The sequence below is a fragment of the Dactylosporangium sp. NPDC000244 genome, assembly GCF_040300725.1.
Lineage (GTDB): Bacteria > Actinomycetota > Actinomycetes > Mycobacteriales > Micromonosporaceae > Dactylosporangium.
Genome location: NZ_JBEPEH010000001.1, coordinates 318,855 through 333,728, shown reverse-complemented (window position 1 = coordinate 333,728; position 14,874 = coordinate 318,855). Strand labels below are relative to the sequence as shown.

Below are 14,874 nucleotides of genomic sequence, written 5' to 3'. Positions count from 1 at the left end.
TTCGCCGGATTGGGCATCGCCGGCGCGCCGGTCCCGGGGAAACTTTCTCGGCGACGGTCGCCGTCAGTGATGTTGGGAACGGGGAAGCTCCGTCATCGGGCCCGCCCGAACTCGGTGTGCAGCGGCCCCGCACCGGACTCGGCCGCCTCGACGGCGACCCGGAGGCGCCTGGCCGTCGAGGGCTTCAGCCGGGGCGCGGCCTCGTCCAGGGACATGGGCAGCACGGCCCGCAGCTCGGCGTCCACCGGCCGCAGCCGGTCCACCGCGCCGGCGTCGAGCACGCCACCGTCGAAGACGAACGTGAGATTGTCGCTCCAGATGCCGTGGGCCGGCGTCCAGTCGACGACGAGGAGCCGGCCGACGGGGATGTCGAGGCCGAGCTCTTCGCGCACTTCACGCCGGCACGCCGCGGCCGGCGACTCGTTCTCGTCCGCGCCGCCGCCCGGGATTTCCAGGGTCGCCTTGTAGACCGGCTCGACGAACACCACGCGGCCGCCCGGGTCCCGCAGGAGCAGGCACCCGCCGACCGTCTTCCTGGCCATCCGTGCGGCGATGCCCGGCGTGAACTCCCGTTCCGGCTCACCCTCGGCGAGGAGGTCGCCTTCGATGGTCATGCCGTGCAGGATAGGCCCGCCCGGCAACGCGGTGCGCTACCCGAGCTCGAGAAGGACGGTCCCTCGCGCGACGCGGGCGCGCTCGCCGTGCGGCGTTGGCAGCCGGTCGAGCGGCCGCGCGACGAGCTCGAGCAGGCGATCACCGTGCACCGCTCCGGGTTCGCTGCTCTCTACGGCTACTACGCGGGTGACCCGCGCATCAATGACCGCGAAGACTTCGGCGACGGGAGCGTGCACGACGCGCCGCTCGCGGTGGGTGTGGAAGCCGACCAGGCCCTGATCTACTGCCGCGAGATCCCGCAGCCGGGGCGGCCGGGCTCCTGCGGCGGATGGGTCTACTGGGCCCGGTACGGCTCGTACACGGTCAAGATGTTCTACCGGGAGCCGGGACTCGACGCCGGGCGGTTCTCGCGCATCGCCGGGCAGTTCGACGCGAAGGTCGCACGGTTCCTGGCCGGATAGGCGGCGTCACCAGGGCACGACACCCTCGTCGTCGAAGAAGGCGCCGGTCGGGCCGTCGTCCGGGAGGGTCGCGAGCCGGATCGCGATCGCCGCGCCCTGGGCCGCGGTGCGCACGCCGCGGAAGCCGTTCAGGTCCGTGGCGCAGTAGCCGGGGCAGCCCAGGTTGATGAGGACCTTCGTGTCGTGCAGCTCCTTGGCGTACTGCAGCGTCACCGCGTTGAGGAAGGACTTCGACGGCGCGTAGGCGGCCGACAGCGGCCCCACCTCGCCCGCCGACTGCCGCGTCAGGGAGCCCACCGAGCTCGACATGTTCACGATCCGCGGGGACGGGGAGCGCAGCAGCAGCGGCAGGAACGCGTTCGTCACGCGCACGACGCCGAGCACGTTCGTGTCCACCGCGCGCTGGATGGCGTCCAGGTCGACCAGGGTCGGCTGCTGCGGCATCCCGCCGGTCACCCCCGCGTTGTTCACCAGCACGTCGAGCCGCGTCAGGGACTCCGCCGCGGCCGCGACGCCCGGCGAGGAGGTCACGTCCAGGGGCACGCCGAACGCGTCGACGCCGGCCGCCTCCAGCTTGGCCAGCGCGTCCGCGAGGCGCGCGGCGTCGCGGGCCCCCACGCCCACGCGGAAGCCGAGCGCGCCCAGCCCGGCGGCGATCTCGTACCCGATGCCCTTGTTCGCGCCCGTCACCAGCGCGACCTTCGTTTCGCTCATGGGTCGAGCTTGGCCAGCGCCGGAACCCGGCGCCAACACCGATGGGGTCGGCCGCGATACCCTGTGGGTATTGATCTGGAGACCCGGGAGCTGCGGTACTTCGTCGCGGTGGCCGAGGAGCTGCACTTCGGCCGCGCCGCCGCCCGTCTCGGCATCGCGCAGCCGCCGCTGTCGCGCGCGATCGGGCAGCTCGAGCGGCGGCTGGGGGTGACGCTGCTGGAGCGCACCAGCCGCAGCGTGGCCCTGACCGAGGCCGGCGGCGTGCTGCTGCGCGAGGCGCGCGCGGCGCTCGCGGCCGTCGAGGCGGCGGCCCGGCGCACCCGGCGCGCGGCGGCGCCCGAGCCCGGCATCGTGCTGGTGACCAAGGCCGGCGCCTCCGGCGAGCTGCTGGCCAAGCTCCTGGACGCGTATGCCGCCGAGCCCGGCTGCGTCCCCGTCGACGTCCAGCTGTGCGGGATCGGCGAGCAGGAGCGCCTCCTGCGCGACGGGCGCGCGGACGTGGCGCTGCTGCACCTGCCCTACGACGAGCCCGCCGGCTTCGACACCGAGGTCCTCACGGTGGAGAGCCAGGTCGTGGTGCTGCCGGCCGGACACCCCCTCACGACCGCGCCCAGCCTGCGCATGGCCGACGTCGCCGATCTGCCGGACCTGCCGCTGCCCCGCTGGCCCGAGCCGGACGGCAGCTACAGACCGGGACGGGGTCCCGAGGTGAGGGGCAATTCGCAGCTGTACCAGCTGATCGCGCTCGGCCGCGCCTGCGCCGTGCTCCCGGACTCGGCCCGCACCCACCTGCGCCGCGACCTGGTCGCCGTGCCCCTGCTGGACGCCCCGGAGATCACCACGCTGATCGCCTGGCCCCCGCACAGCCGCTCCCGCGCCGTGGCCGACCTCGTCCGCGCCGCGACGCGGCTGTGAGGCCCGGCCTCGTCACACCGGGTTCGCGAACGGTTTCCTTCAGGTGCCGGACGGTTGCGCCGATGGTCCCTGCGTCACACGGACGCGACACACACTGGAGGCAGGGATGCACCGCACCACCGTCAAGCACACGCTCGTTCTCGCCGGCATCGCCGCCGCCGCGGCCGCGTTCGCCGGCACCACCACCGCCGCCGCGAGCACCACCAACGCCGCCACCACCCCCACCGTCTACGCCAGCCACGGCGCCATCTACCTCAAGCAGGCCGGCCACACCACCCGCCTCACCAGCGACACCGTCAGCCGCCAGCCCGCCCTCTCCCCCGACGCCACCCAGATCGCCTACGTCCACAACGGCACCATCTGGGTCATGCACACCGACGGCACCGACCAGCACCAGATCAGCGACCGCACCGGCACCAACCCCACCTGGGACCCCAGCGGCGTGCGCATCACCTACACCGCCACCTCCTGCACCGGCGCCCCCGGCACCTTCCGCACCGGCACCGACGGCGGCACCACCTCCGAAGTCCTCACCCCCGCCGCCTGCACCACCCAGGACGCCCCGCTCGTCGGCTACATCACCGGCTGAGCCTCGAGCACCGCCGCCTGCGCGGCCCGCACGAACGCCGCCACCGCCGGCGAGCGCGAGGCCGCCGGCCACGCCACCTTCAGCGTCACCGGCTCCAGCTCCGCCACCGGCCGGAAGGCCGTGCCCGGCCGCGGAAAGCGCGCCGCCACGAACTCGGGCAGGAACCACACGGCCCCGCCCACCTCGACCAGGTTGAAGATCTGCGACAGGTCGAACGATCGCCCCGGCACCGGCGCCATGCGGCCATGCTCGGCCGGGGAGCCGTCCGGCAGGCGACGCCCGGTCAGGTCCGAAAGCCGCAGCGAGGTGCGCGCCGCCAGCGGATCCGCGGCCGCCAGGGCCACCACGCACGGACTCGTGATCAACGGCTCGCTGTCCAGGCCGCGCGCGTCGAACGGCGTCGGCAGCAGCGCCACGTCGGCCCGCCCGTCGTGCAGTGCCGGCACCTGCTCGCCGTGCCCGCCCAGCAGCAGCTCGACCGGCATCACGTCGTAGGCGTCGAGCACCCGCGGCAGGAGTCCGGCGTCGTAGTCGGCCTTGAGCGCGAGCCGCAGCGACGGCACGGGCTGCGCGGCCCGCCGGGCCCGGCGCTCCGCCGTCGCGACGGCGTCGAGCGCCACCCGGGCGTCGTCCAGCAGCGCCGCCCCGGCCGCGGTCAGCGCGACCTGCCGCGTCGTGCGTTGCAGCAGTTGTACCCCCAGCTGCCGCTCGAGCTCGCGAATCGCCCGCGACAGCGGCGGCTGCGCCATCCCGAGCCGCTCGGCCGCGCGCCCGAAGTGCAACTCCTCGGCCACCGCGACGAAGTACCGCAGCTGCCGCGTCTCGAGCTCACTCATATCGCCAGGGTATCAATCGAGACGGGATCGGTCCTTCAGCCTCGCGCCGGATCGGCGTTGACTGCTCGCATGATCGTGGTTACCGCACCCACCGCCAACATCGGCCGGCAGCTCGTCCGGCACCTCCTCGACGCCGGCGCGCCCGTGCGCGTCGTGGCCCGCGACCCGGCGCGCCTCGCGCCCGGGGTCGCCGAGCGGGTCGAGATCGTCCGCGGCTCCCACGCCGACCCGGCCGTCGTGGCCGAGGCGTTCGCGGGCGCCGACGCGGTCTTCTGGCTCGTGCCGGCCGACCCGCGCGCGGGCGCCGTCGGCGAGGCGTACTCCGGCTTCGCCCGCCCCGCCGTCGAGGCGTTCGCGGCGCACCCGGCCGTCCGCGTGGTCGGCGTCTCCGCGCTCGGCCGGGGCACGCCGGTCGCGGGCCGGGCCGGGCACGTCACCGCGACGCTCGCCATGGACGACCTGATCGCGGCGACCGGCGTGCCGTACCGCGCGCTGGCCATGCCCTCCTTCATGGACAACACGCTGCGCCAGCTCCAGCCGATCACGGCGCAGGGTGTCCTCTCCGGCCCGTCGCGGCCGGACCTCCCCGCCCCGGCCGTCGCCACCCGCGACATCGCCGCGGTCGCGGCCCGGCTGCTGCTCGACGACGCCTGGACCGGCTTCGAGGAGGTGCCGGTGCTCGGCCCCGAGGACATCACCTACGACGAGATGGCCGCGACGATCGCCGGCGTGCTCGGGCGCCCGGTGCGCTACCAGCAGATCGCGGGCGAGACGTTCAAGGCGAACCTGGTCGGCCGCGGGGTCTCCGAGCCGATGGCGCAGGCCATGCTGGACATGGCCGTGGCCAAGGACGAGGGCCTCGACAACGGCGTCGAGCGCACCGCGCGGTGGAGCACGCCGACGACCTTCCGCCAGTGGTGCGCCGAGGTGCTGGAGCCCGCCGCCCGGTCCTGACGACCGGGCGAGTCAGCGGCGCAGGAGGGGGGCGACGACGTCGACGCGGTTGGTCCAGACCGCGCCCGTCCAGCCCTCCGGCAGCCCGGCCACGTCGGCGGCGGTGTCGAAGCCGGCCGACCAGTCCCCGAGGTAGCGGACGAGCACCACGCGCGTGCCCGCCTCGCCCATGCGGGAGACGAACAGGTTCGGCCAGCCCCAGAGCCACTTGCCGTACTCGATCGGCACGATCAGCTCCCGGTGGCGGCACTCGGACGGGACGTGGCCCGTCCAGCCTTCCCCGGCGTACCGCAGCAGACAGCTCTTGATGATGGCCTTCGACGACGTCCGGACCTGTGGCAGGCGGCTCGCCACCGCGGCCACGGCCGTGTCGCCGCCGGTCACCGTCACGGCGGAAAGGCGCGCCGGGGGCAGGGTGGCCAGGAACGCGGCCACCGCCTCGCCGTCGGCCGCCTGGTCGCGCTTCATGTCCAGCTTCAGCTCACGGTCGGGGAACGCCGCGAAGACCTCCGGCACCGTCGGCAGCAGCCCGACGCCCTTGCCACGCAGGGGGAACGTGCCGTTCACCGCGTAGCCGTAGCCGACGTCCAGCGCGCGCAGCTCGGCCATGGTGTGCGCGCCGACCGGGCCGGTGCCGTCCGTGCGGCACTCCAGCAGCGCGTCGTGGAAGACCGCGAGCTGCCCGTCGCTCGTCAGCTGCACGTCGATCTCGGCGGCGTCGGCGCCGGCGTCGAACGCGGCCCGCAGCGACGGCAGGGTGTTCTCGAGGTACGGCACCTGCGGCGGAAAGATCCGCGTCGCCGTGCACGTGTCCGCCTCGACGCCGTGCAGGTCGAACGTCTGCGCCAGGCCCCGATGGGCGAGCAGGAACGGCCGGCCGGCCTGCCGGCCGGTCGTCGATCGGTTGCCGAGATACAGGGCGGCCACACACAGCACCACCACCAGGATGATCCAACGCCGTCGCATCGCCGCAACCCTGCCAGGACCGGAACCGGGCGAGAAGCGGCGAAGGACGTAGCCGGTCTAGTCCCTTAGTCCCTGGGCGAGCAGCGCGGCCTGGGTGCGGCTGTCCACCGCCAGCTTCGCCAGGATGTTGCTCACGTGCGTCTTGACCGTGCGCTCGGCCAGGCCCAGCGAGCGTGCGATCTCGCGGTTGCTCTGGCCCAGCAGCCGCAGCACCTCCCGCTCCCGGGACGTGAGCACGCTCAGGTCGGCGGCGGGGGCGGGCGCCGAGCGCGGCCACAGCAGCTCGGCGGCCGACGCGCTCAGCGGCCGCACCCCGGCGTGGGCCCCGCGCACGGCCGCGGCGAGCTCGGCCCCTGTCGCGTCCTTGAGCACGAACCCGGCCGCGCCGGCCGCGAGGGCCCGCTGCACGTCGGCCGCGCTGCCGACCGCGGTCAGCACGAGCACCTTCGCGTCGAACGTGTGCGAGCGCAGCACCGCCACCCCGTCGAGGCCGGTCAGGTGCAGGTCCAGGAGAATGACGTCGGCGGCCAGGTCCGGGGCGGCGTCCAGCAGCGCCTCGCCGTCGGCGAACTCGGCGACGACCTCGATGTCGGGCTGGCTGCCCAGGATCAGGCTCAGGCCCTCCCGCACGAGGGCCTGGTCGTCGACGATCACGAGCCGGATCACCGTCCGATCGTAAGGGGGAGCCCGGGTGCGCAGGCTGCTCGCGTTCGACATCGCCCTCTTCGCGCTGGTCGTCGTGCTGTTCGCGCTCTCGGACTCGGTCGTCTCGGTGCCGCTCGCGGTCGTGCAGCTGCTGCCGCTGCTCGTCCGCCGCCGGTACCCGGGCGCCGCGCTCGCGGTCATCGCCGCGGCCACCGCGGCGCACTCGCTGCTCGGGATGGCGCGCGCGGTCGGGTACCTGCCGGCCGCCCTCGCGCTCTACGGCGCCGCCACGCACCGCTCGCCGTGGGTGCGGTGGGGCGTGTGCGGCGGCGCGGTCGTGCTCGTCACGGTGACGGGCGCGATCCGGCACGGCCCGGTCGAGGGCGGGCTGCTCGCCGCGGGCGCGCTCATCGTCACCTGGCTGTTCGGCGCCGAGCGCGGCGTGCTGCTGCGCGAGCGGGCCCTGGTCGCGCAGCTGCGCCTCGACCGGCACCTCGCGGACCGGGCCGCGGCGACCGCGAGCTCCCGGGAGCGGCTGGCCCGGCGCCTGCACGACGGGCTCGCGCACACGATGACCGTCATGCTCGTGCAGGGCGAGGCCCTGCGCGCGACGGCGCGCCTGACGACCGCCGATGAAGAGCGCCTGGATGTCGTACTGGGAGCCGGCCGCGCCGCCCTCGCCGAGGTCCGCCTGGCCCTGGCCGAGGAGGCCCAGCGCGACGCCGCCGCCACGCTCGACGGCCGCCTGGCCGCCCTGCGCGAGGCGGGCCTGGAGGCGGACGGGATCACCGGCCTCGACACCCTGCCGGCCGCCGTGCGCGAGGTGGCCTTCCGGCTCGTCGGCGAGGCGGCCACGAACGCCCTGCGGCACGACGGCCCCGGCGCCCGCCTCGACGCGGCCGTGACCCGGGCGGGCGAGACGGTCCGGCTCGGGCTGACCAGCACGCCGGGGTCCGGGCGGCCCGCGAGCGAGCCGGGCGGCGGCGGCTTCGGCCTCGCCAGCCTCGCCGAGGACGTCACGGCGGTCGGCGGCACCCTCACCTACGGCCCGGCCGAGCGGGGCTGGCGGGTGACGGCCGAGTTCCGCGAGCCGCCGACGCACCGCGCGGCGCCCTGATACCGGCTCAGCGGCCGGGCGCGGCGGGCAGGGCCGTGATCAGGAGACCGCGGGGACGTCGACGGCGGCCGGGGCGGTGGTGAACACGGCGACGATCCAATTGGCAGGAATCTTGCGCACTTGGGCGGCCGGGCCGCTCGCGGCGCGGCGCCGCGGCGCGGATGCTCAGCCGGTATGAGTGCGACCGTTTCCCTGCTGCACACCGGCTACCTCGGCGGCGCCGTGGCGAGCACCGTCGGCTTCATCCGCGACGGCTCGCGGCTGATCGTCACCGATCCCGGCATGGTGCGCGACCGTGCCCTGATCCTCGACCCCCTGCTCGCGCTGGGCGTGCGGCCGCAGGACGTGACCGACGTGGTGTTCAGCCACCACCATCCCGACCACACGCTCAACGCGGCCCTGTTCCCGGCCGCGCGCTTCCACGACCACTGGGCGATCTACCACGGCGACGTGTGGGAGGACCGGGACGCCGAGGGCTTCGAGCTGAGCCCGTCCGTGCGGCTCATCCGCACCCCCGGCCACAGCCCGGAGGACATCACGACCCTCGCCGACACCGCGGACGGCCTCGTCGCCTTCACGCACCTGTGGACCACGGCGACGTCGGCCGGCGACGCGTACGCGACGGACCTGGACGCCCTGCACGCCGGCCGCGAGCGGGTGCTGGCCCTCGCCGCGCTCGTGGTGCCCGGGCACGGGCCGGCCTTCACCCCGACCGCCGCGACGCCGCGCTGACGATCAGGCCCGGACCCTTCAGGATTGGTTCAGGATCACAGTGTGAGTCTGGAGGTTCGCGCTGGGAGGGGTGGGCGTTGTGCGTGTGCTGGTGGTCGAGGACGAGGTGAACCTGGCCGAGACGATCCGGGACGGGTTGAGCGGGGAGGGGTTCACGGTCGACCTCGTGCACACCGGCGTGGACGGGCTGTGGGCCGCGACCGAGACGCCGCACGGGGCCTATGACGCGATCATGCTCGACATCATGCTGCCGGGGCTGTCCGGCTACGAGGTGTGCCGGCAGCTGCGGCAGCGGCAGGTGTGGACCCCCGTGCTGATGCTGACCGCGAAGGACGGGGAGTACGACCAGGCCGACGCCTTCGATCTCGGGGCCGACGACTATCTCACCAAGCCGTTCTCGTTCGTGGTGCTGGTGGCCCGGCTGCGGGCGCTCATCCGGCGCGGGGCGCCACAGCGGCCGGTCGTGCTCAGCGCGGGCGATCTCCACCTGGACCCGGTGCAGCGGCGTGTGACCCGCGGTACCGATGAAATCTCCGTCACGGCGAGAGAGTTCGCGCTGCTCGAGTTCATGCTCCGCCACCCCGGTGACGTGCTGAGCCGCACGGCGATCATCGAGAACGTGTGGGACGCGCACTTCGACGGGGACCCCAACATCGTCGAGGTCTACGTCGGCTACCTGCGCAAGAAGATCGATCATCCGTACGGCCGGACCGCGATCAAGACCGTGCGCGGGGCCGGTTACCGGCTCGATCCCGCCGGGGGCTGACCGGCCCCCAGAACCCCCTTGCCGGCCCCCCTTGCCAGCCGACTATACGAGCGTATAGTCGGCTGTACGCACGTATAGCAAGGGGTGACGCCGCATGACGGACGAGGACCTCACGGCCCGTGCCCGGATTCGGGACGCCGCCATCCGCCTGTTCGCGGACCGTGGCATGGACGGCACCACCGTGCGCGACATCGCGCAGGCCGCCGGGGTCTCGCCGGGGCTGCTGCGCCACCACTTCGGGTCGAAGGAGGGTCTGCGCGAGGCGTGCGACCAGCACGTGCTCGACCTGTCGATGAAGATCAAGGCCGAAATCATCATCGACGGGAAGATGGCCAGTCCCGGGTTCATGCCCTCCGTGCACCCGACGGTCATGCTCATGTACCGGTACGTCACCCGGGCCCTGCTCGACGGCTCGCCCGCCGCCGCGGCGATGTTCGACGACATGGTGCTCATCGCCGAGCAGTGGATCGACAAGTTCGCGCCGGACATCACGCAGGACCGGCGCGGCTTCGCGGCGGTGCTCGTCGGCATGCAGTCCGGGCTGCTCGCCATGCACGACCACGTCTCCCGCAACCTCGGCGCCGACATGTTCGCCACGGAGGGCTACACGCGCCTGGTCGAGGCGATGGTCGACTTCTACTCCAGCACTTTGCTCGATCCCACGCTCGCCGCCGACGCCCACCGGGCCATGCAGGCGCTGCGGGACAACCACAGGGGAAACCAGAAGGAGCAATGAGCGACCATGACCGAGGCGATCCGCGTTGACGCACTGGTCAAAACGTTCGGGCGCACCCGCGCGCTCGACGGGCTCGATCTGTCCGTGCGGACCGGGGAGGTGCACGGTTTCCTCGGGCCCAACGGCGCCGGGAAGTCGACCACCATCCGGGTGCTGCTCGGGCTGCTGCACGCCGACTCGGGCGAGGCGAGGCTGCTCGGCCGGGACCCGTGGAAGGACGCGACCGAGCTGCACCGGCGGCTCGCCTACGTGCCCGGCGACGTCACGCTCTGGCCGAGCCTCTCCGGCGGCGAGGTCATCGACCTGCTCGGCCGGCTGCGCGGCGGGCTCGACCCCGCGCGCCGCAAGGAGCTGCTGGAGCGCTTCGACCTCGACCCGACGAAGAAGGGCCGCACCTACTCGAAGGGCAACCGCCAGAAGGTCGCGCTCGTGGCCGCGCTCGCCTCGGACGTCGAGCTCATCGTGCTCGACGAGCCGACCTCCGGCCTCGACCCGCTCATGGAGGAGGTCTTCCGCGAGGTGATCCGCGAGGAGCAGCGGCGCGGCGACCGCACGGTGCTGCTGTCCAGCCACATCCTGGCCGAGGTCGAGGCGCTGTGCGACCGGGTCACCATCATCCGCGACGGCCGGGCGGTGGAGACGGGCACGCTGCAGAGCCTGCGGCACCTGACCCGCACGTCGATCCAGGCCGAGCTGGCCGGGCCGGTCGACGGTCTCGGCGAGCTCGTGGGCGTGCACGACCTGCAGGCGCACAACGGCACTGTCCGGTTCAGCGTCGACAACGCCGAGCTGGACGCCGTCCTGCGCCGGCTCACCGCGGTCGGCGTGCGGGGCCTGACGAGCACGCCGCCGACGCTGGAGGAGCTGTTCCTGCGCCACTACGACCGCGCCGCGGCCGACGGGGCGAAGCCGCGCTCGGGGGCCGTGCGATGACCGGCACCGGCGCGCTCGCGCGACTGGCCCTGCGCCTCGACCGGGTCCGGCTCACCGTGTGGGTGCTCGGGCTCGCGCTGATGCCGATGGGCACCGCGGCCAACTACCAGAAGTTGTACCCCACCGAGGCCGACCTCCAGGCCGTCAGCGGCGTGCTGTCCAACCCGTCCCTGGTCGCCCTGAGCGGCCCGCTGTTCGGCGCGTCCATCGGCGGGCTCACCGTGTGGAAGATCGGGGTGTCCGAGCTCATCCTCATCGGGCTGATGAGCGTGCTGACGGTCGTGCGGCACACCCGGACCGAGGAGGAGACCGGCCGCCTGGAGATGCTGCGGGCCACGGTGATCGGGCGGTACGCCCCGCTGAGCGCCGCCCTCGCGGTCACCGTCGCCGCCGACCTCGCGATCGGGCTGCTCGGCGCGCTCGGGCTCGTCGCCGTCGGGCTGGACCCGGCCGGTGCCTTCGCCTTCGGGCTCGCGACCGCCCTGTTCGGGGTGCTGTTCGCGGCCATCGCCGCCGCGACCGCCCAGCTCACCCGGGGCGCCCGGGCCGCGACCGGGATCGCCGGGGCCGTGCTCGGCGGCACCTACCTCCTGCGCGCCGTCGGCGACACCGGCCCGACCGCGCTGAGCTGGCTGTCGCCCAGCGGCTGGGCCCTGCACATGCGCCCCTTCGCGGGCGAGCGCTGGTGGATCGCGCTGCTGTTCGTGGGGTTCGCGGTCCTGTTCGCCGCCGTCGGGTACGTCCTCGTCGACCGCCGCGACGTGGGCGCCGGCCTGCTGGCCGAGCGCCCGGGCCCGGCCCAGGCCGCCCCCGCCCTGCGCAGCCCGCTCGGCCTGGCCTGGCGCCTGCACCGGGGTCTGCTGCTCGCGTGGGTGGTCGCGCTGGCCGCCGCCGGGGCCGTGATGGGCGGCGCCGCGGTGGGCATCGGCAACCTCAGCTCGCCCAACCAGCAGCTCACCGACGTCCTGTCGCGGATGGGCGGGCGGAGCGGGCTCACCGACGCGTTCCTCGGCGCGATCTACGGCCTCATCGGCCAGCTCGCCGCGGCGTACACGATCCAGGCGACGCTGCGGCTGCGCCAGGAGGAGAGCAGCGGCCGCGTCGAGGCGCTGCTGGCGACCCGGGTCGGCCGCCTGCGCTGGGCCGCGAGCCACCTGGTGTTCGCGGTGCTCGGCACCGCCGTGCTGCTGGCCGCGGCCGGGATCGCGGGCGGGCTCGTCTACGGCGCGCAGGTCCACGACACCGGCGGCCAGACGGCCCGGCTGCTCGGCGCCGCCATGGTGCAGCTGCCGGCCGCGCTGGTGCTGGCCGGGCTCGGCATCGCGCTGATCGGGTTCGCGCCGCGGCTGAGCACCCTGACCTGGGCCGCGCTCATCGTGTCGGTGCTGCTGGTCGAGCTCGGGGCGTTGTTCGGGATCAATCAGTACCTGCTCGACGTCACGCCGTTCGCGCACGTGCCGAAGCTGCCCGGCTCGGCGTTCACCGCGACGCCGGTCGTGTGGCTGACCGTGGTCGCCCTGGCACTGGGCGCGGCCGGGCTCGCGGGCCTGCGCCGCCGGGACATGCCGGCGACCTGACCGGGGCTGCGAGGGATCGGCGGCAGCCGCTAGGCTCCGCCGGTCCCTCCCACAGACCCTGGAGCAACCCCCGGATGTCATCCCTCTTCCTGCGACGCCTGGCGGCCACCGCCGGTGCCGCGATCGTCGCGTTCGGTGCCCTCGGCGCCGCCCCGGCCCAGGCCGAGCAGAACGACAACTTCCCCTGGGATCTCACGATCCCGGCGGTCACCGTGACCGGCGCGGTCGGCGACGTCGTGCCGGTCACGATGACGGTGCGCAACCTCGGCCCCGCCGCCGTCGAGCCGGGCCACGTGCGCGTCGCGTTCATCCAGCGGCCCAGCGGCACCGAGTTCACCGGCGACGTGTCCGCCGAGTGCGACGGCAAGGTCCAGCCGGACCGCTACTACTGCACGACGCCGGACGGGCTCGCCGTCGGCGCCGAGAAGACCTGGACGTTCCACCTGAAGCTCACCGACGCCCACCCGGGCCGCGACGGGTTCATGTTCTTCGCCGACGGCGGCAACGAGGACCGCGACGTCTCCAACGACAGCGGCTCGATCACGGTCGTCATCAAGACCCCGGAGAACAACCCGACGACGGCCGCTCCCACGGCCACGCCGTCGCGCACGGCCGGGCCGACGCCGTCCGCCAGCGCCGCGGCCGGCCCCGCGCTGCCCGTGACCGGTGACCGCACGGCCCTCTACGCGGGCCTCGGCGCCGCGCTCGTCGCCGCGGGCGCGGTGCTCTTCGTGATCGCCCGGCGGCGCCGCGTCGTCATGGTGACCCCGGACGAGTAACAGCGGGTGGGCCGGTGGCGACAGATTCGCACATCGGCCCACCCCCTATTGACAACAATCTTTCCAGTCAGCGAACATGCCCTGAGAGCGCTCTCACGTCCGCCAGGTGAGGGCTGAACAGGACAAGCCCCTCCCCCGCCCCCATCTTGAGAAGGGCACACCATCGCTGTGGAAAGCCAACAGAAATCCAAGGGACGCAGGCGCGGGCGCCTCGCGCTCCTCGCCGGCAGCGGCGTCGCCGTGCTGGCCGCGGCCACGTTCGCCGCGCTGCCCGACGCGTCCGCCTCGCTGCCCAGCACCCCGGCCGGCTGGACGCGGATCTTCGCCGATGACTTCACGGGTGCCGCCGGCACCGGCCTCAACACCGCCAACTGGCTCTACGACCTCGGCCATGGGTACCCGGGCGGCGCCGGCAACTGGGGCACCGGCGAGATCGAGAACATGACCAACAGCACGGCGAACGTCTACCAGGACGGCAACGGCAACCTGGCGATCAAGCCGATCCGCGACGGCGCCGGCAACTGGACCAGCGGCCGCGTCGAGACCCAGCGCACCGACCTCGCCGCGCCGGCGGGTGGCAAGCTGCGCCTCGAGGCCCGCCTCCAGCAGCCGAACGTCAACACCAGCAACGGCGCCGGCTACTGGCCCGCGTTCTGGGCGCTGGGCGCGGCGGCGCGCGGCACCGGCGCGTCCGGCTGGCCGGGCATCGGCGAGATCGACATCATGGAGGACATCAACGGCCGCAGCTCCGAGTTCGGCACTCTGCACTGCGGGACCTCGCCGGGCGGCCCGTGCGGCGAGACCACGGGCCTCGGCAGCGGCGAGCGCGCCTGCGGCGGCTGCCAGACCGGCTTCCACACCTACGCCGTGGAGCAGGACCGCAGCACCTCGCCGGAGCAGATCCGCTGGTACCTCGACGGCAACAACTTCTTCACGATCAACGCGAACCAGGTCGACGCCACCACCTGGAACAACGCCACGCACCACGGGTTCTTCATGATCCTCAACGTGGCCATCGGCGGCGGCTTCCCGGACGCGTTCGGCGGCGGCCCCAACGGCAACACGGTGTCGGGCGTGCCCATGCTCGTCGACTACGTCGCGGCCTACACCGCGGGCGGCGGCGGTGGCGGCACCACGACGCCGCCTCCCACCAGCGGCAAGGCGGTCAAGGGCCCCGGCGGCCTCTGCCTCGACGTCCGCTCGAGCAACAGCGGCAACGGCACCCCGGTGCAGCTCTACACCTGCAACGGCACGGGTGCGCAGCAGTGGACCTACGTCGAGGCCGGCAGCACGCTGCGGGCGTTCGGCAAGTGCCTGGACATCCCCAACGGCTCCACGGCGAACGGCGCGAAGCTGCAGCTGTGGGACTGCAACAGCACCGCGGCGCAGGTGTTCATCCACCGCGCCGACAACACCTACTACAACCCGCAGGCCAACAAGTGCATGGACGACCCGAACGGGTCGACCACGTCCGGCACCCAGGTGCAGATCTGGGACTGCAACGGCACCGGCGCGCAGAAGTTCAGCCTGCCGGCGTAA

General features: G+C 73.8%; 17 protein-coding genes. 12 read left to right on the top strand and 5 right to left on the bottom strand.

Annotated features, from left to right (window positions below):
* Window positions 1-92: 92 nt before the first annotated feature.
* The gene (locus ABT369_RS01545; protein ID WP_350609473.1) at window positions 93-614 is read right to left on the bottom strand and encodes an NUDIX domain-containing protein; all 522 of its coding nucleotides are present in this window, start codon (window positions 612-614) and stop codon (window positions 93-95) included.
* A 3-nt stretch (window positions 615-617) separates the two neighbouring features.
* Here ABT369_RS01545 and ABT369_RS01540 point away from each other — a divergent pair, with 3 nt between their 5' ends.
* Window positions 618-1,076 (top strand): hypothetical protein, encoded by a 459-nt coding sequence (locus ABT369_RS01540; RefSeq protein WP_350609471.1) that lies wholly within the window; start codon window positions 618-620, stop codon window positions 1,074-1,076.
* A 6-nt stretch (window positions 1,077-1,082) separates the two neighbouring features.
* Here ABT369_RS01540 and ABT369_RS01535 read toward each other — a convergent pair whose 3' ends face one another.
* Complete coding sequence (locus ABT369_RS01535) at window positions 1,083-1,790, bottom strand: SDR family NAD(P)-dependent oxidoreductase (protein ID WP_350609469.1); 708 nt, start codon at window positions 1,788-1,790, stop codon at window positions 1,083-1,085.
* Window positions 1,791-1,865: 75 nt separating this feature from the next.
* On the opposite strand from ABT369_RS01535, the gene ABT369_RS01530 reads away from it, so the two are divergent.
* A complete protein-coding gene (locus ABT369_RS01530) occupies window positions 1,866-2,705 on the top strand; it encodes a LysR family transcriptional regulator (RefSeq protein WP_350609874.1) in 840 nt (279 codons plus the stop codon).
* A gap of 106 nt (window positions 2,706-2,811) precedes the next feature.
* Complete coding sequence (locus ABT369_RS01525; RefSeq protein WP_350609467.1) at window positions 2,812-3,294, top strand: TolB family protein; 483 nt, start codon at window positions 2,812-2,814, stop codon at window positions 3,292-3,294.
* Here the strand turns inward: ABT369_RS01525 and ABT369_RS01520 are convergent.
* Window positions 3,279-4,130 (bottom strand): LysR family transcriptional regulator, encoded by an 852-nt coding sequence (locus tag ABT369_RS01520; RefSeq protein ID WP_350609465.1) that lies wholly within the window; start codon window positions 4,128-4,130, stop codon window positions 3,279-3,281. The two genes, ABT369_RS01525 and ABT369_RS01520, sit on opposite strands and share 16 nt — an antisense overlap.
* A gap of 69 nt (window positions 4,131-4,199) precedes the next feature.
* Here ABT369_RS01520 and ABT369_RS01515 point away from each other — a divergent pair, with 69 nt between their 5' ends.
* Window positions 4,200-5,084: an NmrA family NAD(P)-binding protein gene (locus ABT369_RS01515; protein WP_350609463.1), complete on the top strand. Its 885-nt coding sequence runs from the start codon at window positions 4,200-4,202 to the stop codon at window positions 5,082-5,084.
* A 12-nt stretch (window positions 5,085-5,096) separates the two neighbouring features.
* On the opposite strand, the gene ABT369_RS01510 is transcribed toward ABT369_RS01515, so the two are convergent.
* Both ABT369_RS01510 and ABT369_RS01505 read right to left on the bottom strand, forming a co-directional pair.
* Window positions 5,097-6,050: a glycerophosphodiester phosphodiesterase family protein gene (locus tag ABT369_RS01510; RefSeq protein ID WP_350609461.1), complete on the bottom strand. Its 954-nt coding sequence runs from the start codon at window positions 6,048-6,050 to the stop codon at window positions 5,097-5,099.
* A 57-nt stretch (window positions 6,051-6,107) separates the two neighbouring features.
* Window positions 6,108-6,716, bottom strand: a complete 609-nt coding sequence (locus ABT369_RS01505) for a response regulator (RefSeq protein WP_350609459.1) — start codon at window positions 6,714-6,716, stop codon at window positions 6,108-6,110.
* A 25-nt stretch (window positions 6,717-6,741) separates the two neighbouring features.
* On the opposite strand from ABT369_RS01505, the gene ABT369_RS01500 reads away from it, so the two are divergent.
* The 8 genes from ABT369_RS01500 to ABT369_RS01465 all read left to right on the top strand — a co-directional run bounded on the left by ABT369_RS01500 (window position 6,742) and on the right by ABT369_RS01465 (window position 14,874).
* Complete coding sequence (locus ABT369_RS01500; protein WP_350609457.1) at window positions 6,742-7,812, top strand: sensor histidine kinase; 1,071 nt, start codon at window positions 6,742-6,744, stop codon at window positions 7,810-7,812.
* Between the two features lie 174 nt (window positions 7,813-7,986).
* Window positions 7,987-8,544 carry an MBL fold metallo-hydrolase gene (locus tag ABT369_RS01495; RefSeq protein WP_350609455.1) on the top strand — a complete coding sequence of 186 codons (558 nt, stop codon included), beginning with the start codon at window positions 7,987-7,989 and terminating at the stop codon, window positions 8,542-8,544.
* 79 nt (window positions 8,545-8,623) lie between these two features.
* Entirely contained in the window at window positions 8,624-9,310 is a 687-nt protein-coding gene (locus ABT369_RS01490; RefSeq protein WP_350609453.1) for a response regulator transcription factor, read from the top strand.
* Window positions 9,311-9,404: 94 nt separating this feature from the next.
* Window positions 9,405-10,046 (top strand): helix-turn-helix domain-containing protein, encoded by a 642-nt coding sequence (locus tag ABT369_RS01485; protein ID WP_350609451.1) that lies wholly within the window; start codon window positions 9,405-9,407, stop codon window positions 10,044-10,046.
* 6 nt (window positions 10,047-10,052) lie between these two features.
* The gene (locus ABT369_RS01480; RefSeq protein WP_350609449.1) at window positions 10,053-10,979 is read left to right on the top strand and encodes an ABC transporter ATP-binding protein; all 927 of its coding nucleotides are present in this window, start codon (window positions 10,053-10,055) and stop codon (window positions 10,977-10,979) included.
* Window positions 10,976-12,556, top strand: coding sequence for an ABC transporter permease (locus ABT369_RS01475; protein ID WP_350609447.1), 1,581 nt, complete (start codon window positions 10,976-10,978; stop codon window positions 12,554-12,556). The genes ABT369_RS01480 and ABT369_RS01475 overlap by 4 nt, the downstream gene beginning before the upstream one ends.
* A gap of 74 nt (window positions 12,557-12,630) precedes the next feature.
* Window positions 12,631-13,335: an LPXTG cell wall anchor domain-containing protein gene (locus tag ABT369_RS01470; protein WP_350609445.1), complete on the top strand. Its 705-nt coding sequence runs from the start codon at window positions 12,631-12,633 to the stop codon at window positions 13,333-13,335.
* Window positions 13,336-13,503: 168 nt separating this feature from the next.
* Window positions 13,504-14,874: an RICIN domain-containing protein gene (locus ABT369_RS01465; RefSeq protein ID WP_350609443.1), complete on the top strand. Its 1,371-nt coding sequence runs from the start codon at window positions 13,504-13,506 to the stop codon at window positions 14,872-14,874.

What these genes read in the sequence shown, in the direction of transcription:
- ABT369_RS01495 (WP_350609455.1), top strand. Translation starts at nt 7,987, where the DNA reads ATGAGTGCGACCGTTTCCCTGCTGCACACCGGCTACCTCGGCGGCGCC.
- ABT369_RS01520 (WP_350609465.1), bottom strand. Translation starts at nt 4,130, where the DNA reads ATGAGTGAGCTCGAGACGCGGCAGCTGCGGTACTTCGTCGCGGTGGCC.
- ABT369_RS01475 (WP_350609447.1), top strand. Translation starts at nt 10,976, where the DNA reads ATGACCGGCACCGGCGCGCTCGCGCGACTGGCCCTGCGCCTCGACCGG.
- ABT369_RS01535 (WP_350609469.1), bottom strand. Translation starts at nt 1,790, where the DNA reads ATGAGCGAAACGAAGGTCGCGCTGGTGACGGGCGCGAACAAGGGCATC.
- ABT369_RS01480 (WP_350609449.1), top strand. Translation starts at nt 10,053, where the DNA reads ATGACCGAGGCGATCCGCGTTGACGCACTGGTCAAAACGTTCGGGCGC.
- ABT369_RS01470 (WP_350609445.1), top strand. Translation starts at nt 12,631, where the DNA reads ATGTCATCCCTCTTCCTGCGACGCCTGGCGGCCACCGCCGGTGCCGCG.
- ABT369_RS01545 (WP_350609473.1), bottom strand. Translation starts at nt 614, where the DNA reads ATGACCATCGAAGGCGACCTCCTCGCCGAGGGTGAGCCGGAACGGGAG.
- ABT369_RS01525 (WP_350609467.1), top strand. Translation starts at nt 2,812, where the DNA reads ATGCACCGCACCACCGTCAAGCACACGCTCGTTCTCGCCGGCATCGCC.
- ABT369_RS01485 (WP_350609451.1), top strand. Translation starts at nt 9,405, where the DNA reads ATGACGGACGAGGACCTCACGGCCCGTGCCCGGATTCGGGACGCCGCC.
- ABT369_RS01510 (WP_350609461.1), bottom strand. Translation starts at nt 6,050, where the DNA reads ATGCGACGGCGTTGGATCATCCTGGTGGTGGTGCTGTGTGTGGCCGCC.
- ABT369_RS01515 (WP_350609463.1), top strand. Translation starts at nt 4,200, where the DNA reads ATGATCGTGGTTACCGCACCCACCGCCAACATCGGCCGGCAGCTCGTC.